General features: G+C 67.0%; 13 protein-coding genes and 1 pseudogene. 6 read left to right on the top strand and 8 right to left on the bottom strand.

Annotated elements, in window-relative coordinates:
- Positions 1-24 precede the first annotated feature (24 nt).
- Positions 25-489 carry an SgcJ/EcaC family oxidoreductase gene (locus ACFXNW_RS05375; protein WP_379416033.1) on the bottom strand — a complete coding sequence of 155 codons (465 nt, stop codon included), beginning with the start codon at positions 487-489 and terminating at the stop codon, positions 25-27.
- A gap of 172 nt (positions 490-661) precedes the next feature.
- Positions 662-1555, bottom strand: coding sequence for an alpha/beta fold hydrolase (locus tag ACFXNW_RS05370; RefSeq protein ID WP_379416032.1), 894 nt, complete (start codon positions 1553-1555; stop codon positions 662-664).
- Between the two features lie 145 nt (positions 1556-1700).
- Between ACFXNW_RS05370 and ACFXNW_RS05365 the strand changes: the two genes are divergently transcribed.
- Positions 1701-2360, top strand: a complete 660-nt coding sequence (locus ACFXNW_RS05365; protein ID WP_379416030.1) for a Uma2 family endonuclease — start codon at positions 1701-1703, stop codon at positions 2358-2360.
- A gap of 88 nt (positions 2361-2448) precedes the next feature.
- On the opposite strand, the gene ACFXNW_RS05360 is transcribed toward ACFXNW_RS05365, so the two are convergent.
- Both ACFXNW_RS05360 and ACFXNW_RS05355 read right to left on the bottom strand, forming a co-directional pair.
- Positions 2449-4038, bottom strand: a complete 1590-nt coding sequence (locus ACFXNW_RS05360; protein ID WP_379416029.1) for a GMC family oxidoreductase — start codon at positions 4036-4038, stop codon at positions 2449-2451.
- A 29-nt stretch (positions 4039-4067) separates the two neighbouring features.
- The gene (locus ACFXNW_RS05355) at positions 4068-5783 is read right to left on the bottom strand and encodes an aldehyde dehydrogenase family protein (RefSeq protein WP_379416028.1); all 1716 of its coding nucleotides are present in this window, start codon (positions 5781-5783) and stop codon (positions 4068-4070) included.
- A gap of 482 nt (positions 5784-6265) precedes the next feature.
- Here ACFXNW_RS05355 and ACFXNW_RS05350 point away from each other — a divergent pair, with 482 nt between their 5' ends.
- Complete coding sequence (locus ACFXNW_RS05350; protein WP_379416027.1) at positions 6266-7477, top strand: PucR family transcriptional regulator; 1212 nt, start codon at positions 6266-6268, stop codon at positions 7475-7477.
- A 63-nt stretch (positions 7478-7540) separates the two neighbouring features.
- Here the strand turns inward: ACFXNW_RS05350 and ACFXNW_RS05345 are convergent, their stop codons facing one another.
- The 3 genes from ACFXNW_RS05345 to ACFXNW_RS05335 form a co-directional block, all read right to left on the bottom strand.
- Positions 7541-7852: a pyrimidine/purine nucleoside phosphorylase gene (locus ACFXNW_RS05345; RefSeq protein ID WP_379416026.1), complete on the bottom strand. Its 312-nt coding sequence runs from the start codon at positions 7850-7852 to the stop codon at positions 7541-7543.
- Between the two features lie 77 nt (positions 7853-7929).
- Positions 7930-8667, bottom strand: coding sequence for an HD domain-containing protein (locus ACFXNW_RS05340; protein WP_379416025.1), 738 nt, complete (start codon positions 8665-8667; stop codon positions 7930-7932).
- 322 nt (positions 8668-8989) lie between these two features.
- Positions 8990-10369 (bottom strand): glutamate decarboxylase, encoded by a 1380-nt coding sequence (locus ACFXNW_RS05335; protein ID WP_379416024.1) that lies wholly within the window; start codon positions 10367-10369, stop codon positions 8990-8992.
- A 261-nt stretch (positions 10370-10630) separates the two neighbouring features.
- On the opposite strand from ACFXNW_RS05335, the gene ACFXNW_RS05330 reads away from it, so the two are divergent.
- The 3 genes and pseudogenes from ACFXNW_RS05330 (at position 10631) to ACFXNW_RS05320 (ending at position 13707) form a co-directional block, all read left to right on the top strand.
- Positions 10631-11566, top strand: a complete 936-nt coding sequence (locus ACFXNW_RS05330) for a universal stress protein (protein WP_379416023.1) — start codon at positions 10631-10633, stop codon at positions 11564-11566.
- Positions 11563-12440: pseudogene (locus ACFXNW_RS05325) on the top strand (universal stress protein). Before ACFXNW_RS05330 ends, ACFXNW_RS05325 begins: the two are co-directional and overlap by 4 nt.
- A gap of 100 nt (positions 12441-12540) precedes the next feature.
- Positions 12541-13707 (top strand): thiolase family protein, encoded by a 1167-nt coding sequence (locus ACFXNW_RS05320; protein ID WP_379416022.1) that lies wholly within the window; start codon positions 12541-12543, stop codon positions 13705-13707.
- Here the strand turns inward: ACFXNW_RS05320 and ACFXNW_RS05315 are convergent, their stop codons facing one another.
- A complete protein-coding gene (locus ACFXNW_RS05315) occupies positions 13708-14292 on the bottom strand; it encodes a helix-turn-helix domain-containing protein (RefSeq protein WP_379416021.1) in 585 nt (194 codons plus the stop codon). It lies immediately after the preceding gene.
- A gap of 91 nt (positions 14293-14383) precedes the next feature.
- Here ACFXNW_RS05315 and ACFXNW_RS05310 point away from each other — a divergent pair, with 91 nt between their 5' ends.
- Positions 14384-14980 carry a class I SAM-dependent methyltransferase gene (locus tag ACFXNW_RS05310; RefSeq protein WP_379416020.1) on the top strand — a complete coding sequence of 199 codons (597 nt, stop codon included), beginning with the start codon at positions 14384-14386 and terminating at the stop codon, positions 14978-14980.
- Positions 14981-15188: the final 208 nt, after the last annotated feature.

Genomic DNA, 15188 nt, shown 5'->3' with positions numbered 1-15188 from the left:
AGATCCCAACCATGAGCACACCCGTTATCCGCGTCCCGCCTCGATCTGCCGAATGGAGTCTGCGACATTGGTGTTCTGGGCCGAACACACCCACCACACACCATCCCGGCGGATGAGGACCCAAGTGCCTCGGTTGGTGATCGAAAAGTCCGGCGTGTGCAGGGATTGTTCGAGGTTGACGATCGCGTGCTCGGTGGTCAGCAGGCGGATAGCGGTGATGTCGTAGTGCGCCTGTGCTGCCGGGGATTTACCGAGCATGGCGCGGTGGTAGCTGTGGAGTTCGCTCCAGCTGCGAAAGATTCGGCCGGCCGGGTTGGTGAACACGATGTCTTCGGTGAAGACGCTGTCGAAAGCGTCCGCGTCTTTGGCGGACAGCGCCGCTTCCAGGTGCTGGAAGAGCGCCTGGATCTCGGCGGTGGTCGTTGGGGTGGTGTCGGCCGCCGAAGATGAAGGCCGGGCGTTCGTTCGAGTAGATGCGGTGTCGTCCATCGAGCTGACGCTACGTGCATCGCACCTCGAATGCCTGCTCGGTGCCAGCCGGGATGAAGGGGCCGGCGGCCACGCACTGCCGCAGCCAGGTCGACCACGGCCGCCACCGCGGGGTGCCCGCACACGCCTCGGCCCGGAACACTTGGTCCCGGGCCGTTTCGGAGGGTTCGAGTCAGTTCGTGGGGCGATCCAGGAACGTGGTGATCATGGGGGCGAGGAGTTCGGGGCGGTGGACTCCGGTGACGTGGGACGCGCCGGGGAGGACGGCGAGTTCGGAGTCGGGCAGGCCTGCGGGGGTGTCGCCCATGATGCCGCCGCCGCGGAGGCGGAAGATTTCGACGGCGTGCTCGGGGCGCACGATGTCGGAGTCGGCGATGATGGTCAAGGTCGGGGCGGTCATGGCTGCGACGGCGTCGGCTGGGAAGGTCGGCGGGTTGGCGTCCATCTCCTTCACCTTCGCGACCAGCGTCGGGAAGTCTTCCGGGCGTGGCGCATTGGCAAGGTAGTCATTGTGAAACGGTGAGCCGTGCAGCATTTCGGGCTGGATTTGGGTGATGCCGTCCAGCACGCCGGGATGCAGTCCCTCGGGCGACAGGCCCACCGAGAGCAGCACAAGTTTGCGGACGACGTCGCTGTGGCGCAAACCGATATCGAGTGCAACGCCCGCGCCCATGCTGTAGCCGAAGATGTCGGCCTTCTCGACGCCGATCTGTTTCAGCAGTGCGACAGTGTCGTCGGCCATGAACTCGGTGCGCAGCGGCCGGTCGATGTCGGCGGTGCGCCCGTGCGCCTGCTGTTCGATCGCGATGACCTGGCGGTTCTCCGACAGCACAGGAATAAGATCACCGAAATCCGTGCCGATACCGGACAGTGCGCCGTGTAGCAGCACCAGCGGCGGCTCGTCGCTCGACTGCCCGTGCACCTCGTAGTACATATCGAGGCCGTTCACCTGGACGTGATTGCCGGGCAGCGGGGTCGACGATTCGGCATCGTCACCGCACCCGGTCAGGACAGCGGTGGCAGCAACGGCGAAGGTGGCAATCGCGGCCAGGGCCGGCTTGATCATGGCGTGCTCTTCTCTATGAGGAAGTGGTTACGAGGCCGGGGTCCTCGTCCGTTCAGCCATAGAGACGCTCGCCGGGGGAAGAATTCATCGGAGCCCACAAGATCGACGACCCGACCACCTCCACGCCACGACTAACGTTGGCGGCATGTCCACGCCGCGGATCGAGCGTCCCGAGCTGCCCGAACACATGACCTGGGAGGAGCTCGGGCGACTTCCGGAAGAACTGGCAGGCCAGATCGAGCTATGGGATGGGCGTCCGGTGTGGATTCCGCGAGGTCCGTTAGAGCACCAGCAGTACGCGGGACTGTTGTGGACTGCACTGCGACGGACCACAGGCCGCGAGAACTCCGACAATGCCGATTCTGATCAGTGCTGGCAAGTGGGTATGGGGACCAATGTGTTCCTCCAGACCAACGGCAAGTCCGACTTCCTCACACCGAACTTCCTGATCCATCGATGCCTCGAGCCGGACTTCCAGGACATCCGCGCCAGCGACGTCGTCCTTGCCGGTGAAGTCCTATCGCCCTTCGATATCCAGACCGACATCGAGGCCAAGAAAGCCCGATACGCCGCCAGCGGCATCCCGTGGTTCTGGGAGGTGCAGCTCGCCCGTGATCCGCGACGGATCGTCGGCGTCCGAGCGTATGGCCTGGCAACCAGCCACGGCCCGCTTCCGGACGGCGTCCTGCCTCTTCGGCGCGCCAACTACATCGTTGCCGCGGAATGGTTTCCAGGCGAGACCGACGGCATCGACTTCGACCATCCCTTCCCGATTCTCATCCCGTGGGCTGAGCTCGAATACTGATAGTTATGCAGCGCGCCAGCGGACCCGGCTCGAATGTCCGGTGCGGCGAAGCCGACCGAACATTCAGACGCGGTGCGTAACCCGAACCTCAGCGATTCGCAGCCCTGATCAGGTCGGCGGCCTTCTCACCGATCACGACGGCCGGGGCGTGGGTGTGGCCGCGAATGATCGTCGGCATCACGGAGGCGTCGGCCACCCGTAGCCCCTCGACACCGCGAACCTTCAGCTCGGGGGTGACGACGCTGGTTCGGTCGGTGCCCATCCGGCAGGTGCTGGTCGGGTGGTACAGGGTGTGCGAATGCCAAGTGAGGGCATCTTCGAGGGTCTCCGCAACCGTCGGCTGCTCCCGCTTCGGCTGTAAGAACCGCCCGATCCGGGATCGCAGTGGATCCGCGGTGACGATGCGATGCGCAAGGTGGAGCCCGGCGAGCATTGCCGCGCGGTCGATGCCGTCGCTGTCGGACAGGTATTTCGGGTCGACGACCGGCTTGGCGATGGGGTCGGCGGACGCGAGGGTCACGGTGCCGCGGCTGCGGGGCTGGAGCAGGATCGGGCCGAGCGCGATGCCGTGGCCGGGCGCAACGCCGATACCTTCGTCATAGAACGGGGCAGGCCCGAAGATGATCTCCAGATCGGGCAGCTCGAGCTCGGGCCTACTGCGCACGAACCCATAGGCCTCACCCACATTGGAGGTGAGCATGCCGCGCCGGCGAGCGAGGTAGTTGATCAATTCGAGCGGCTTCTCCGCATCGAACAGGGTGCCGGAGTCGACAGCGAAACCGAGCAACGTGATCAAGTGGTCGGTGAGATTGCGGCCCACCTCGGGCACGTTGTGGACCACCGGAATGCCTTGCGCGCGGAGTTGCGCCTGGTCACCGATGCCGGACAGTTGCAGCAGCTGCGGGCTGTTGATGGCACCGCCACACAGCACTACTTCCTTGCGGGCACGGACCGTGTGTTTTCTCCCGTCCTTGCGGTACTCGACACCGACGGCGCGGGTGCCGTCGAACAACACCCTGGTCGCATGGGCGCCGGTGAGCACGGTCAGGTTCGGGCGTTTGCGCGCGGGCTTCAGGTACGCGTCCGCGGTGCTCCACCGCGCGCCGCGGTGCTGGCACACCATGGTCTGCGTAAACCCTTCCGGCTGAGCCAGATTGGCCCGTTCGCGCTTGAAACCGGCGTGCTCGGCTGCGGCGAGGAAGTCGGTGGTCCAGTGGCTGGGGCTGCGCTGCTGTGAGACGTGCAGTGGTCCGTCGCGGCCCTCGTCGACCCCTTGCGCGCCCTCGACCGCCTCGATGCGCTTGAAGTACTCGACGACGTTCGCGAACGACCAACCCTCGCCGGCGGCCCGCGCCCACTCGTCGTAATCAGCGGCATAGCCGCGCACCCACATCATCGCGTTCATCGATGACGATCCGCCGAGCATCTTGCCGCGCGGCCAGAAGACTTGGCGATCACCGAGCTCGGCCTGCGGGGTGGTCAGGTAGTTCCAGTCCAGGTCGGTCTGGAACAACTTGGAGAACGCGGCCGGAATATGGACGGCCTGATTCTTGTCCTCAGGCCCGGCCTCCAGGGCGATGATGTTGTCGGCCCCGCGCTCGCTGAGCCGAGCGGCGACCACGGCGCCGGAGGAACCGGTGCCGACCACGACGTAGTCGGCCATCGTATTGGTGCTCATGAGTTTCTCCAGTCGGAAAGTGGTCGGGCTCAACCGCGCAGCGCGGAGGCGAAGATCATGGGCAGGCGGCCCCAACCGGGGTCCGCGGCGAATCCGGTGAGCAGCTTGCCGGTGCCCGCGGCGGTCTTGTTGCCGACGAACCACGGCGGCTTGGGCGAGATGGCGATCTCGCCGTGCAGCAGCGACCGCGGCGCGGGGCGGAACGGGCCGCGCACCACGGTGCGTTCCACGCGGTCGATCAACCACGCGTTGTGCACCACTCCGATGCCGCTCTGCACATCCTCCAGGGTGTGCCCGGGGAAGGCTCCCCAGGACGCGGTCGGCGTCAGATAGCCGACGCCGGTCCAGGCGTTGATCGCGACCGTGCCGTAACGCAGGTCCTCGATCAGCTCGTCGAAGGCAGCGCCGAGCTCGGAGACGGTGGCCGGCTGGGCGATGATGTTCACCCCGAGCGTTCCGGTGCATGCCTCGTTCGCGGTACGGGCCGCCGCACGGGTGAACTCGGCCCCGGTTCCGGGCAGCTCGACCACGCCGAACACCGGTGCGAAGTACTCACCGGCCAGCAGCGGCTCCTCCGGTGACGGCGCCAGCCCGGTGATCAGCAGGCGCTCGCCGGATGTTCCGAGGCGTTCGGCGCGCGGGTACGACTTGCGCGCCTGGGCGACTCGATCATCGCTGCCGGGGTAGTACGCGCGGCGAGCGGGCGCCTTCGCGATGGCCTCGCGCACTGCGGTGAGGAACTGATCCTTCTGCGCCCAGTCGGAGGAAATGATCACCGTCTGCGCGGCGACACAGTTGTAGCCGCCGTTGTGCAGCCGCTGCGTCGCCACGTGCTCGGCCTGAAACGCGATATCGGCCGAACTCCACTGCCCCGGCAACACGATCGTCGGCGACACACCGCCGAGTTCGCTGGAGACCGGTTTGGTCAGCTTCGGCGTGCCTGCCTGCTTGCGTTCGGCAGCCTCGGCGCCGGTCCCCCACACGATCGCGTCGTGCGTCTTGGCGCTTCCGGTCATGTGCACATGTGCGACGAGATCGTGCTCGACGAGATAGCCGCCGACCTCCGCACCGCCCGTCAGCAGCCGCACCGCACCCAGCTCGATCAGCGGCGCGAGGATCGCGGTGAACACCGGCAGCAACGGGTCGGTGATCGGATTCAGCTTGAGCGCGACGACCCGGTTGTGGGCGATCAGCTCATACAGCGTGTCCAACGGCGCGATCGAGGTGATGTTGCCTGCGCCCAGCACCGCGCCGATCCCATTGGTTCGACGCGGATCCCGCTGTGCCAGACCGGCATTCGCCTTCGCCGCGGCATTACTGACACCCCGTTGCAGCCAGACCTGTGCGCTGAACCCATTGAGCAGCAGGGCGTCGAACAGGCTTGCCGGCAGGACATTGATAGTGACGTTGTCGCCGGTCGCGCCGAACGAGGCCTTGTCGAGCGGGGACTTTCCCTGTTCCAGCGCATCGAGTGTTTCCGACAGCGCGCCAAGGCTTGCGGCCAGCACATACGGGCCCGAGATCCACTCCTCACCCACCAATGGCGACGAAGGTTCGAGGCCCTTGATCGCGACGGCAGCGTCCACCCAGTCCTGAGCGTGCCTATGGGTGAGTTCGCGAACCCGGTCGAGCAGCTCACGCCTGCCGCGCAACGGGAGGGCCGCCCACTTCTTCTCGCCATCGACGAGCTCGGTGAGGGCAGCGTCGACAGCGGCGTGTGTCGAGGGCGCCACATTGGTAACCACGTTCGATCCTCCAAGACGTCGGCGGTCCGCGCGGGCTTCCGCCGCGGACGGGATCGACCAATTGTGTGTCCTGCACCACTATCGAGGCCATGTGCCGCCGTTGCGGACCCACCATGCCTCATTTGTGCTCACGCACAACCGTCACGATGGACTCATGGCCGCAAGAACCGCCTCGGCAAGGGCCGATAGCGCCCAGATCCCCCGGCCGATCAACAGCCCAAACGCGGTCACCCGACCTTGCACCCGCAGGGCAGCGACCAAGCGCAACCGGCATCTACGTCGCCTAAAGCGATCAACAACAGACACACGAAGCGTCGTGAACACCTGCCTCGACCGGCCGGGCTCGACGAACACACAGGACGATGCGTAGAGCAAATTCCTGACGCTCAGCCCAGCTCGACGCCGACCGTCAACACACCCCATTGTGCACAGCAACAACCAAGTGGTGGCGCAGCTCACCCCCGGCCGCGTACGCTGACCAGGTGACCGCACCATCGCAAACGATTTCCACGCGCGCGGCTCGACCTGCACTGGAGCTGCTCGAGCGCGTCGGGGAATTGGCCGACGAGCTGGTCGCCCGGATCTCCGCCGCCGACCGCTCCTACGGTGAGTCCGGACTACTCACCGTCGAGGAACTCCGTGACGCGTGCCTGACCAACCTGACCGCGATCATCTCTGCACTCGCAGGCGAGCCCGCCCGTTTGCAGCCGGCGCGCGCGGTGGGGCGGCTCAAGGCCGAGCGCGGCGTCCCGATCGCCGCACTGCTGCACGCCTTCCGGCTCGGCGGCCGCTTGATCTGGGAACAGCTGACCATGCGCTCCCCCGAGCCCGGCGACCCGCAGGTCCGCGATCTCGCCACCTCGCTGTGGGAACTCATCGATACCTACTCCGACACCGCCGTCGAGGCCTACCGCGAGACCGAGATCCTGCTCGCCCACGCTGACGCGCAGGCCCAGAGCCGATTGATCCGAACGCTCTTCGACGACAACTCGGGCAACCCTGCCCGCGCGCTGACGGCGCTGCGGACGCTCGGTCTGCCGGAGCACGGAACCTACGCGGTGGTGTCGATCGAGACCGACGATCCCGGCGCGGCATTGCCCGGCAACCTCGTCACCGCGATGAAGGATGCCGGGGCTCGTTCGGTCTGGGATTCACAGATCGATACCCATGCGGGGTTGCTGTGCACCGGATCGACCGCAGCGGTCGACCGGGCTGTGGCGAAGCTGGCCGACCTGGTGGCGGGACGGGTCGGCGTGAGCACGAGTTTCGCGAGTCCGCACGGCATTCCCGGCGCACTGGCCGAAGCTCGCCTCGCCGCCCGGAGCGCACGGGCGGGTTCGGGCCGGGCAGTCCGCTTCGGTGACGACCCCGTCGCCCACCTGCTGGTCATGCTGCCGGAGGCGAGCAAGCAGGCAGCGACCCAGATCCTCGGCCCGGTACTGGGGCTACCCGCACCCGAGCGCGACGACCTGATCGTGGCGCTGCGGGCGTGGTACGAATGCCACGGCTCGACCGCCGCGGCCGCCGAGCAGCTGCATTGCCATCGCAATACCGTGCGCTACCGGCTGCGCAAGATCCGCGACCTCACCGGCCGCGACACCGCCGATCCCGTCCAGTCGGCCGAGCTCCATCTCGCGCTACAGGCCGTCACCCTGCTCGGGCCCGGCCCCGCGCCGGCCGACACTTCGGCATAGCCGATCACCCGGCGGCGCATCGTTGCATCGGCGACCGAGATCGCCGTGCCGTGTGCGTGAGGCCTATCCGTAGTGGCAGACGTAGTGCATGGTCTCGCGGACCTCGATCTCGAAGGAGCTGTCGCCGGGGACCGAGAACGACTCGCCTGCGCGGTAGACCACGGCCTCGTCGGCACCGGCGAAGGTGACCGCGCATTCGCCCTCGATCAGCTCCATGACCTCGGGCGCTGCCGTGCCGAACGTCAGGGTGGCGGGCTGGATGACGCCGACCGACTTGCGGGTGCCATCGGACAGCTCGAGGCTGTAGCTGACGCACTTTCCGTCGAAGTAGACGTTGGCCTGCTTCGCGACGCTGACATTCTCGAACTTCGACATGGTCTCTTTCCCGTGGTGAGCTGGAGGGCGTCAGCCTACTTCAGCAATCCGCGCCGTAGTGGAGGACCTCGGCCCGATCAGTCGCCCCACCCACTCGCATCGATGATCTCGTCCCAAGTCAGGTAGGGCAGTTCAGGGTGGCGTTGGTGGACGAGTTCGCCGGGGAGGGTGCCCGGGAAGGCTTTGCGGCGGTCGGCGAGGGCTTGGGTTTCGATGACGTCGGTGAGGGCTCGAGTGCCGCCGAGGCGGGGGTAGGTGGCGTGGACGAGGTCGGCGTAGCCGGGTGGGAGGTCGTCGGGGCTGCCGCCGACGTCGATGCCGATGCCTTCCACGGCGATCCAGATTTCGGCGGGTCGGCGGCGGCGATAGACCGGGGAATCGCTGAAGCCCGAGGTGTGGCCCGCGATTGCGTCCCATACGGTGTCGACCCTGGCGTCGGTGATGCCGTTGCGTTCGAGAAATTCTGCTGCGTAGTCGGCGCCGTCGACCTCGAATCGCTGATGGCCGTTGGCGATATCGCCGAGCCCGATGTCGTGCAATGCGCAGATGAGGTACATGAGTTCCTCGTCGTAGTCGACACCAGGTCGTAGGCCTTGCTTTTCGGCAATGGCTCGGCCGAAGAGGAAGCCGCGGACGCTGTGGTTGCGCACCGCGGGCATCAGGGCCGTGTCGATCAACTGCTGCGTCGCTGCGGCTATCGGAGATGACGGCAGCTCGAGCGCATCCGGTCCGGCGGATGCCGTGGCGTCGAGCGACCCGGCGCCAACTCCGGCCGGCGCGGCGGCATCGGACGTGGTGCGACGAAAAATATCCATGAATACTCCGATCGCGAAGGTCCTGGCGGTCCGCATGCACGCGAATCCGGCCCGAAGGGTTGAGGGGCTCGCACTTCAGCAACCTTCAGGCACATTGAAGCATAGCGCGGAGCTTCAATTAAGTTGAAGGATGTGATCGAAGACGCAGCGACGTCACTATTCGCCGCTGACTTGTTGTGAAAGCTGCCAGAATCACCGCGTGACCGGCCAACGGCGGTCCATCAATCAAAGCCCGGCGTGTATCCGAACTGCTTCTCCCGTAACCGGACTCGCTTCCGACAGGCAGCCCCGCGCACTTCACTGCCGGGCCGAACGCACCGACTCAGGGCACCAGAGGTGTCGCGTCGTGGGTGAACCCGCCCGCATCGTGGCGGGTCAGCGGCACCGACGGCGGGTGCACCGTCAGGTGATCGATGCCGCGGCGCACATCGTCGAGCAGCAGATCGACCATGTCGTGAGTGAACCCGTGGCGCAGCACCGCCCGCATGATCACCTCGTCGTCGCGGTTGTTCGGCAATGGATAAGCCGCGATGAGCCAACCTCGCGCCCGCAGCCGGTCCGACAACTCGTAGAGGTTGAATCCGGGGTCGCCGGTGAGCCGCCAGGACACGGCGGTGATGCCGCGGCTCGGATCGCCGGCGTGGATGAGTTCGAACGGGCCCAGTTCGGCCAGACCTTCGGCGAGATGGCGCGCGACGTGGTAGATCGCGGACTGTAGCCGGGTGTAGCCGAGGCGCCCGAGCCGGATGAACTCGTAGTACTGGGTGATGGCTTGGCCGCCCGGCCGGGAAAAGTTCAGGTTGAACGTGGCCATGCTGCCGCCGAGGTAGGTGACGTCGAAGATCAGTTCGGCGGGCAGATCGGCGGCTTCACGCCAGATCGCCCAGCCGACGCCCAGCGGCGCGAGACCGGTCTTGTGGCCGGAGGCGTTGATCGATCTCACTCGCGGTAACCGGAAGTCCCACACCAGCTCCGGCGCGGTGAACGGGGCGAGGAAACCGCCGCTGGCCGCGTCGACATGGATCGGAATATCCAGACCGGTGGAGGCCTGAATATCGTCGAGCGCCTTGCTGATTCCCGCGACATCCTCGAACAGACCGGTGAACGTCTGCCCGAATGTGGGCACCACCATGATCGTGTTCTCGTCGCAGTGGGCGGCGATATCGTCCGGATGCATGGTGTATCGGTCGCCGCGCAACGGGATCTGACGGATCTCCACGTCGAAATAGCGCGCGAACTTCTCCCAGCACACCTGCACCGGACCGCAGACGAGATTCGGCATACCGGTCCCACCGCCACGTCCGCGCCAGCGGAACTTGGCCGCGAGCCCGCCGAGCATGGCCGCCTCACTCGAACCGATGGTCGAAGTGCCGAGCGTCGCGACAGGGTCGGGTGCGTGCCACAGGTCGGCCACCATCCGCACGGCGCGATGCTCGAGTTCGGCGGTCTGCGGATACTCGTCCTTGTCCACGATGTTCTTGTCGAGCGACTCGAACATCAACCGCCGGGCCTGATCGTCGATCCAGGTCGTACAGAAGGTGGCCAGGTTCATCCGGGAAACGCCGTCGAGGGCGAGTTCGTCGTGCACGATCTCGTAGGCGACCTGGGGTAGCAGTTCGGGTTCGGGGAAGCCGGCCTTGGGCGCGGCCCGGCCGAACGCGGGTAGAGCGAACAGATCGTCGGCGTCGCGTGATGTCGCCATCGGACCTCCACACCTCGTGTGATGCTTGAACCGCATGACCGTCCCAGCATGACATGGACGCCACGCCGTCCGTCACGACTCCGGCCGGATTCGCGCAGCCTCGGCGGATAACCTTCCGAAAACGATCGCCGGAATGAGACGTTCGACCCTTGCCCGAGCTCATGCGCCGGGACAGGCTTGGCGCTGCGACACCAGATCAGATCACCGCACCTCTCGGTCGGATGCTCAGCACGGTCCGGCCTCGACCCTCCGGAGGCCGACATGTCGGAACAGCCCGCCGAGAATCTTCGCGAGCACTCCCCCACGGACGTGGTCGTCGGTATCGACGGGTCGCAGGGATCGTTGGCGGCCGCGCGCTGGGCGGCCAGGTTCGCCGCAGAACGCGGACGCGCCCTTCGCCTCGCCCACGGTATGGAACTGGTCGGCACGGCGAAGCTGGTCAGCACCGCGGGCGGCGTGACGGCGTCTCTGCTGGAGGCGATGAAGGAGAACTCTCGCCACCTGCTCGACCGAGCTGAACAGGCCGTTTCCGAGGAGGCGCCCGACCTGCCCGTCTCAGCGCGTGTTTCGGTGGGCAGTGCCGCCGCGCTGCTGATCGAGGAAAGTGCCGAAGCGTTCGCGGTGATCATCGGCGCCACCGGAAACGTCGGCATTCTCGGGCACCTCGGGTCGACCCTGCTCGCAGTGGTGTCCCGAGCGCACGGCCCGGTGATCGTGGTGCGCGCGGATGCCGAGGGCGCGATCCGGTCGACGGGTCCGGTTGTCGTCGGCGTGGACGGCAGCCCGGTCAGTGAGGCCGCTGTCGCCGCCGCGTTCACCGAAGCCGCGGTCCGCCGCACCGATCTGGTCGCCATCCACGTCCACAACGACCGACGGCTCGAGTCCGAGCGGCTACGAAAACTGCTGCCCGAGGCCGAGGTCGAATCCGCGGGTCAGGAAGTGCTCAGTGAGCGTCTGGCCGGTTGGCAGGAGAAGTTCCCCGACGTCACCGTCATCCGCAAGACCTACAGCGACCATCCGACCGCACGTTTGCGCGAGTGGTCGGACACCGCCCAGTTGGTGGTGGTCGGCAGCCGCGGCCGCGGCGGATTCACCGGACTCCTGCTCGGCTCCACCTCGAACTCGCTGGTCCAGCACGCCGGATGCCCGGTCATGGTCGTCCGGCCGGACAATTCCACGGAAGGACGCGACCGATGACCACACCGATCAAGCCTGCCGATGCGCCCATCGTCGTAGCGGTCGACGGTTCACCGCAGTCGATGCACGCGGTGGCTTGGGCTGCGGCCGACGCCGCGTCGAGGGCTCGGGCACTCAGCATCGTCTCCTCGCCGGAGCTGCCCTCGGATATGCGGCCGAGTGTGCTGTTCTCCGCGCAGGACATCGCCGAATCCCGCCGCCGGTCCGAGCAGACGCTGGCCAGGGCCGCGGAGGTCGCGGCCTCGAGTGCGGTGCCCGAGATCTCGACCGAACTGATCGACGGCCGCATCGTCCCGTATCTGCTCGACCGGTCGGCGGATGCGGTGATGCTGGTGGTCGGCAGTCGCGGACTCGGTGCGTATCGGCGCAGCCTGCTCGGCTCGGTCAGCACCGCTGTGACCAGGCATGCGAACTGTCCGGTCGCGGTGATCCGCGAGGTGTCGGCCACCGACGTGGTGTCGGCGGCCAAACCCGTACTGGTCGGCGTCGACGGCACCCGCAACAGCGAGCCCGCCATCGAGAGGCCTTCGACGAGGCGTCGCGGCGCAAGGTCGGGCTGACCGCCCTGCACTCCTGGACCGACGTGACGGGCATGGAAGTGCCCATGCTCGATTGGGTGGACAGCGAAGACATCGAGGCGGCGACGCTGGCCGAGTCCTTGGCCGGATACGCAGAGCGATATCCCGACGTCGAGGTGCAGCGCGTGCTTGAACGCGACCGGCCCGCCCGTTCCCTGGCCCGCGAGGCCGACAATGCCCAGCTGGTGGTGGTCGGCAGTCACGGCCGCGGCGGATTCACCGGCATGCTGCTCGGCTCCACCTCGGAATCGGTGCTGCATTCGGTGGAATGCCCGGTAATCGTCGTGCGTGCGTGAGAGTCTGATCGCCTTTACTGGTGAACGGCCGCGAATCCGTGTTAACTTAGTGCGGAATGGTCATTAACTTGACCGGTCGGCCGGAAGTCAGGAGTTGGTCATGGAGACCGCGGTCATCGTCGACGTCGTGCGCACCCCCTCGGGCAAGGGAAAGGCCGGTGGCGGACTCTCCGACGTGCACCCCGCCACGCTGCTGGCAGGCGTGCTCTCGGACCTACTCGGCCGCAACGATCTCGATCCGGCCCTGGTCGACGATGTGATCGGCGGCTGCGTCACCCAGAGCGGCGAGCAGGCGTTCAATATCAGCCGCACCGCGGTGCTCGCGGCCGGATTCCCGGAGTCGGTGCCCGCCACCACCGTCGACCGGCAGTGTGGCTCCAGCCAGCAGGCCGCGCACTTCGCCGCACAGGGCGTCATCTCCGGCGCCTACGACATCGCCATCGCGTGCGGTGTCGAATCGATGAGCCGCGTGCCGATGTTCTCCAACGCCGCGGGCCAGGACGCCAACCGCGGACCCATCGCGAACCGCTATCCGGAAGGCCTGGTGCAGCAGGGTATTTCCGCCGAACTGCTGGCCGCGCGATGGAAGCTGGACCGCGCCCGGCTCGACGAGTTCGCTGCTCGCTCACATCAATTGGCCGCCGAGACCGCCGCGGCCGGTGGATTCGATCGCGAACTCGTCACCGCCGGACGCCTGGATGCCGACGAAACCATCCGCACGGGGTCGACCGTCGACAAGCTCGCCGGCCTGAAGCCCGCCTTCACCGACGAGGCCTACCTGCAGCGGTTCCCGGAGATCGAATGGTCGATCACCGCGGGCAACTCGTCCCCGCTCACCGACGGCGCCTCGGCCGCACTCATCATGAGCGAGCAGATGGCGAACAAGCTCGGCCTCCAGCCGAGAGCACGGTTCCACTCGTTCGCCGTCGTCGGTGACGATCCCCTGCTGATGCTCACCGCGGTCGTCCCGGCCACCCGCAAGGCGCTGGATCGGGCCGGTTTGAGCATCGACGATGTGGATGCCTACGAGGTCAACGAGGCCTTTGCCCCGGTGCCGCTGGTGTGGCAGCACGAACTCGGCGCCGACCCGGCCAAGCTGAACCCGCGCGGCGGTGCCATCGCCCTCGGTCACCCGCTCGGCGCCTCCGGCACCCGCATCCTGGCCACCATGGTCAATCACCTGGAGCAGACCGGTGGACGCTGGGGCCTGCAAACCATGTGCGAGGCAGGCGGTTTGGCCAACGCCACCGTCATCGAGCGGCTCTGATCACTCAGGCCGGTAGCGGGCCCTGATGTGGAAGCGTTCACCCTGCGGGCCGTAGATACTCAGGTACTCGACGGGGTGCTCGTCGGCATTGCCGAACCAGTGCGGCAGATGGGTGTCGAATTCGGCGACTTCGCCCGCGGTGAGAACCATGTCCCGGTCACCGAGGATGAGACGCAGTTTGCCGTTGAGCACGTAGAGCCAGTGGTAGCCCTCATGCGTGCGCGGATCCGGTTCCCGGTCGGCGGGGCGGCCGGCCAGGATCTGCTTCCAGGCCTGCAGCCCGCCCGGCTTGCGGGTCAACGGGACGACGGTCTGGCCGTTGCGGACGAACGGGCGCGCGTACACGCGGGGGTCGCCGGTCTCGGGTGCGTTGACCAGCTCGTCCAGCGGCACCTGATGAGCCTTGGCCAGCGGCAGCAGCAGCTCCAGGCTGGGTTTGCGCTGCCCCGACTCGAGCCGCGACAGCGTGCTGACCGGAATGCCGGTCAGTTCGGAGAGGGCGGCCAGCGTGGTGCCGTTGCGGCGGCGCAGTTCGCGCAGCCGCGGCCCGACCGCATCGATCACCTCGTCGAAATCCCGATCCATACCGATATTGCAGTTCTGGCAAATTTCTTTGTCAAGTCCGCATGGTCGGCCGCATCCTGGTCCTGCCACAACCGATGGACGGAGAAACGCGATGGACCAGCAGTTCTGGGATGAGATGTACGGCAGCCGCGAGCAGTTGTTCAGTGGGCTACCCAACGATGTGCTGGTCGCCGAGGCGGGCGAACTCACGCCGGGACAGGCGCTCGACGTCGGTTGCGGTGAAGGCGCCGACGCGCGCTGGCTGGCCGAACACGGCTGGAAGGTGACCGCGGTGGACGTCTCGCAGGTGGCGCTGGAACGCGCCGCCGCGACCGACCCCCACGTGGCCTGGTCCCATGCCGACCTCACCGCCACCCCGCCGCCGCCGGATTCGTTCGACCTGGTCTCCGCGCACTACTTCCCGATCGAACTGGAACCCGAGCACACCACCATTCGCGGGCTCATCGCCGCGGTCGCACCGGGAGGCACCCTGCTCGTCGTCGGCCATGATCCGGCCGACCTCCCGCATGATCACGACAACGGCTTCGATCCGCGCGACTACTACCAGCCCGGCCAGATCGCCGACCTGCTCGGCCAGGACTGGACGGTCCTGGTGCACACCGCCCGCGCCCGCACCCGCCCCGGCCCGCCGGGTACCCACCACACCACCGATATCGTGTTGCGCGCCCAGCGCAAGCCCGCGAGCTGACCGGCGGCGATTACCCAAAACCACCCGAGCGGTCCTTACCTGGGCTTACGCTCGACAGGCCCCGGGGACACCGGGAACGCGGAGCGGGCTGCAGTGCCCCCGCAGCCCGCTCCGCCGCGCCTCTCGCACGGCCTTCGCCGACATACCGTCAGCCCCTGGCGCGTCCTCCACAGGTTTCCAGAGCAGATTGCTATGGTCTGGGTCACAT

Source organism: Nocardia sp. NPDC059180, assembly GCF_042754945.1.
In the GTDB taxonomy this organism is placed as follows: domain Bacteria; phylum Actinomycetota; class Actinomycetes; order Mycobacteriales; family Mycobacteriaceae; genus Nocardia.
The sequence above is the reverse complement of the archived record's forward strand: the minus strand, read 5'-3'. Positions and strand labels throughout refer to the sequence as shown.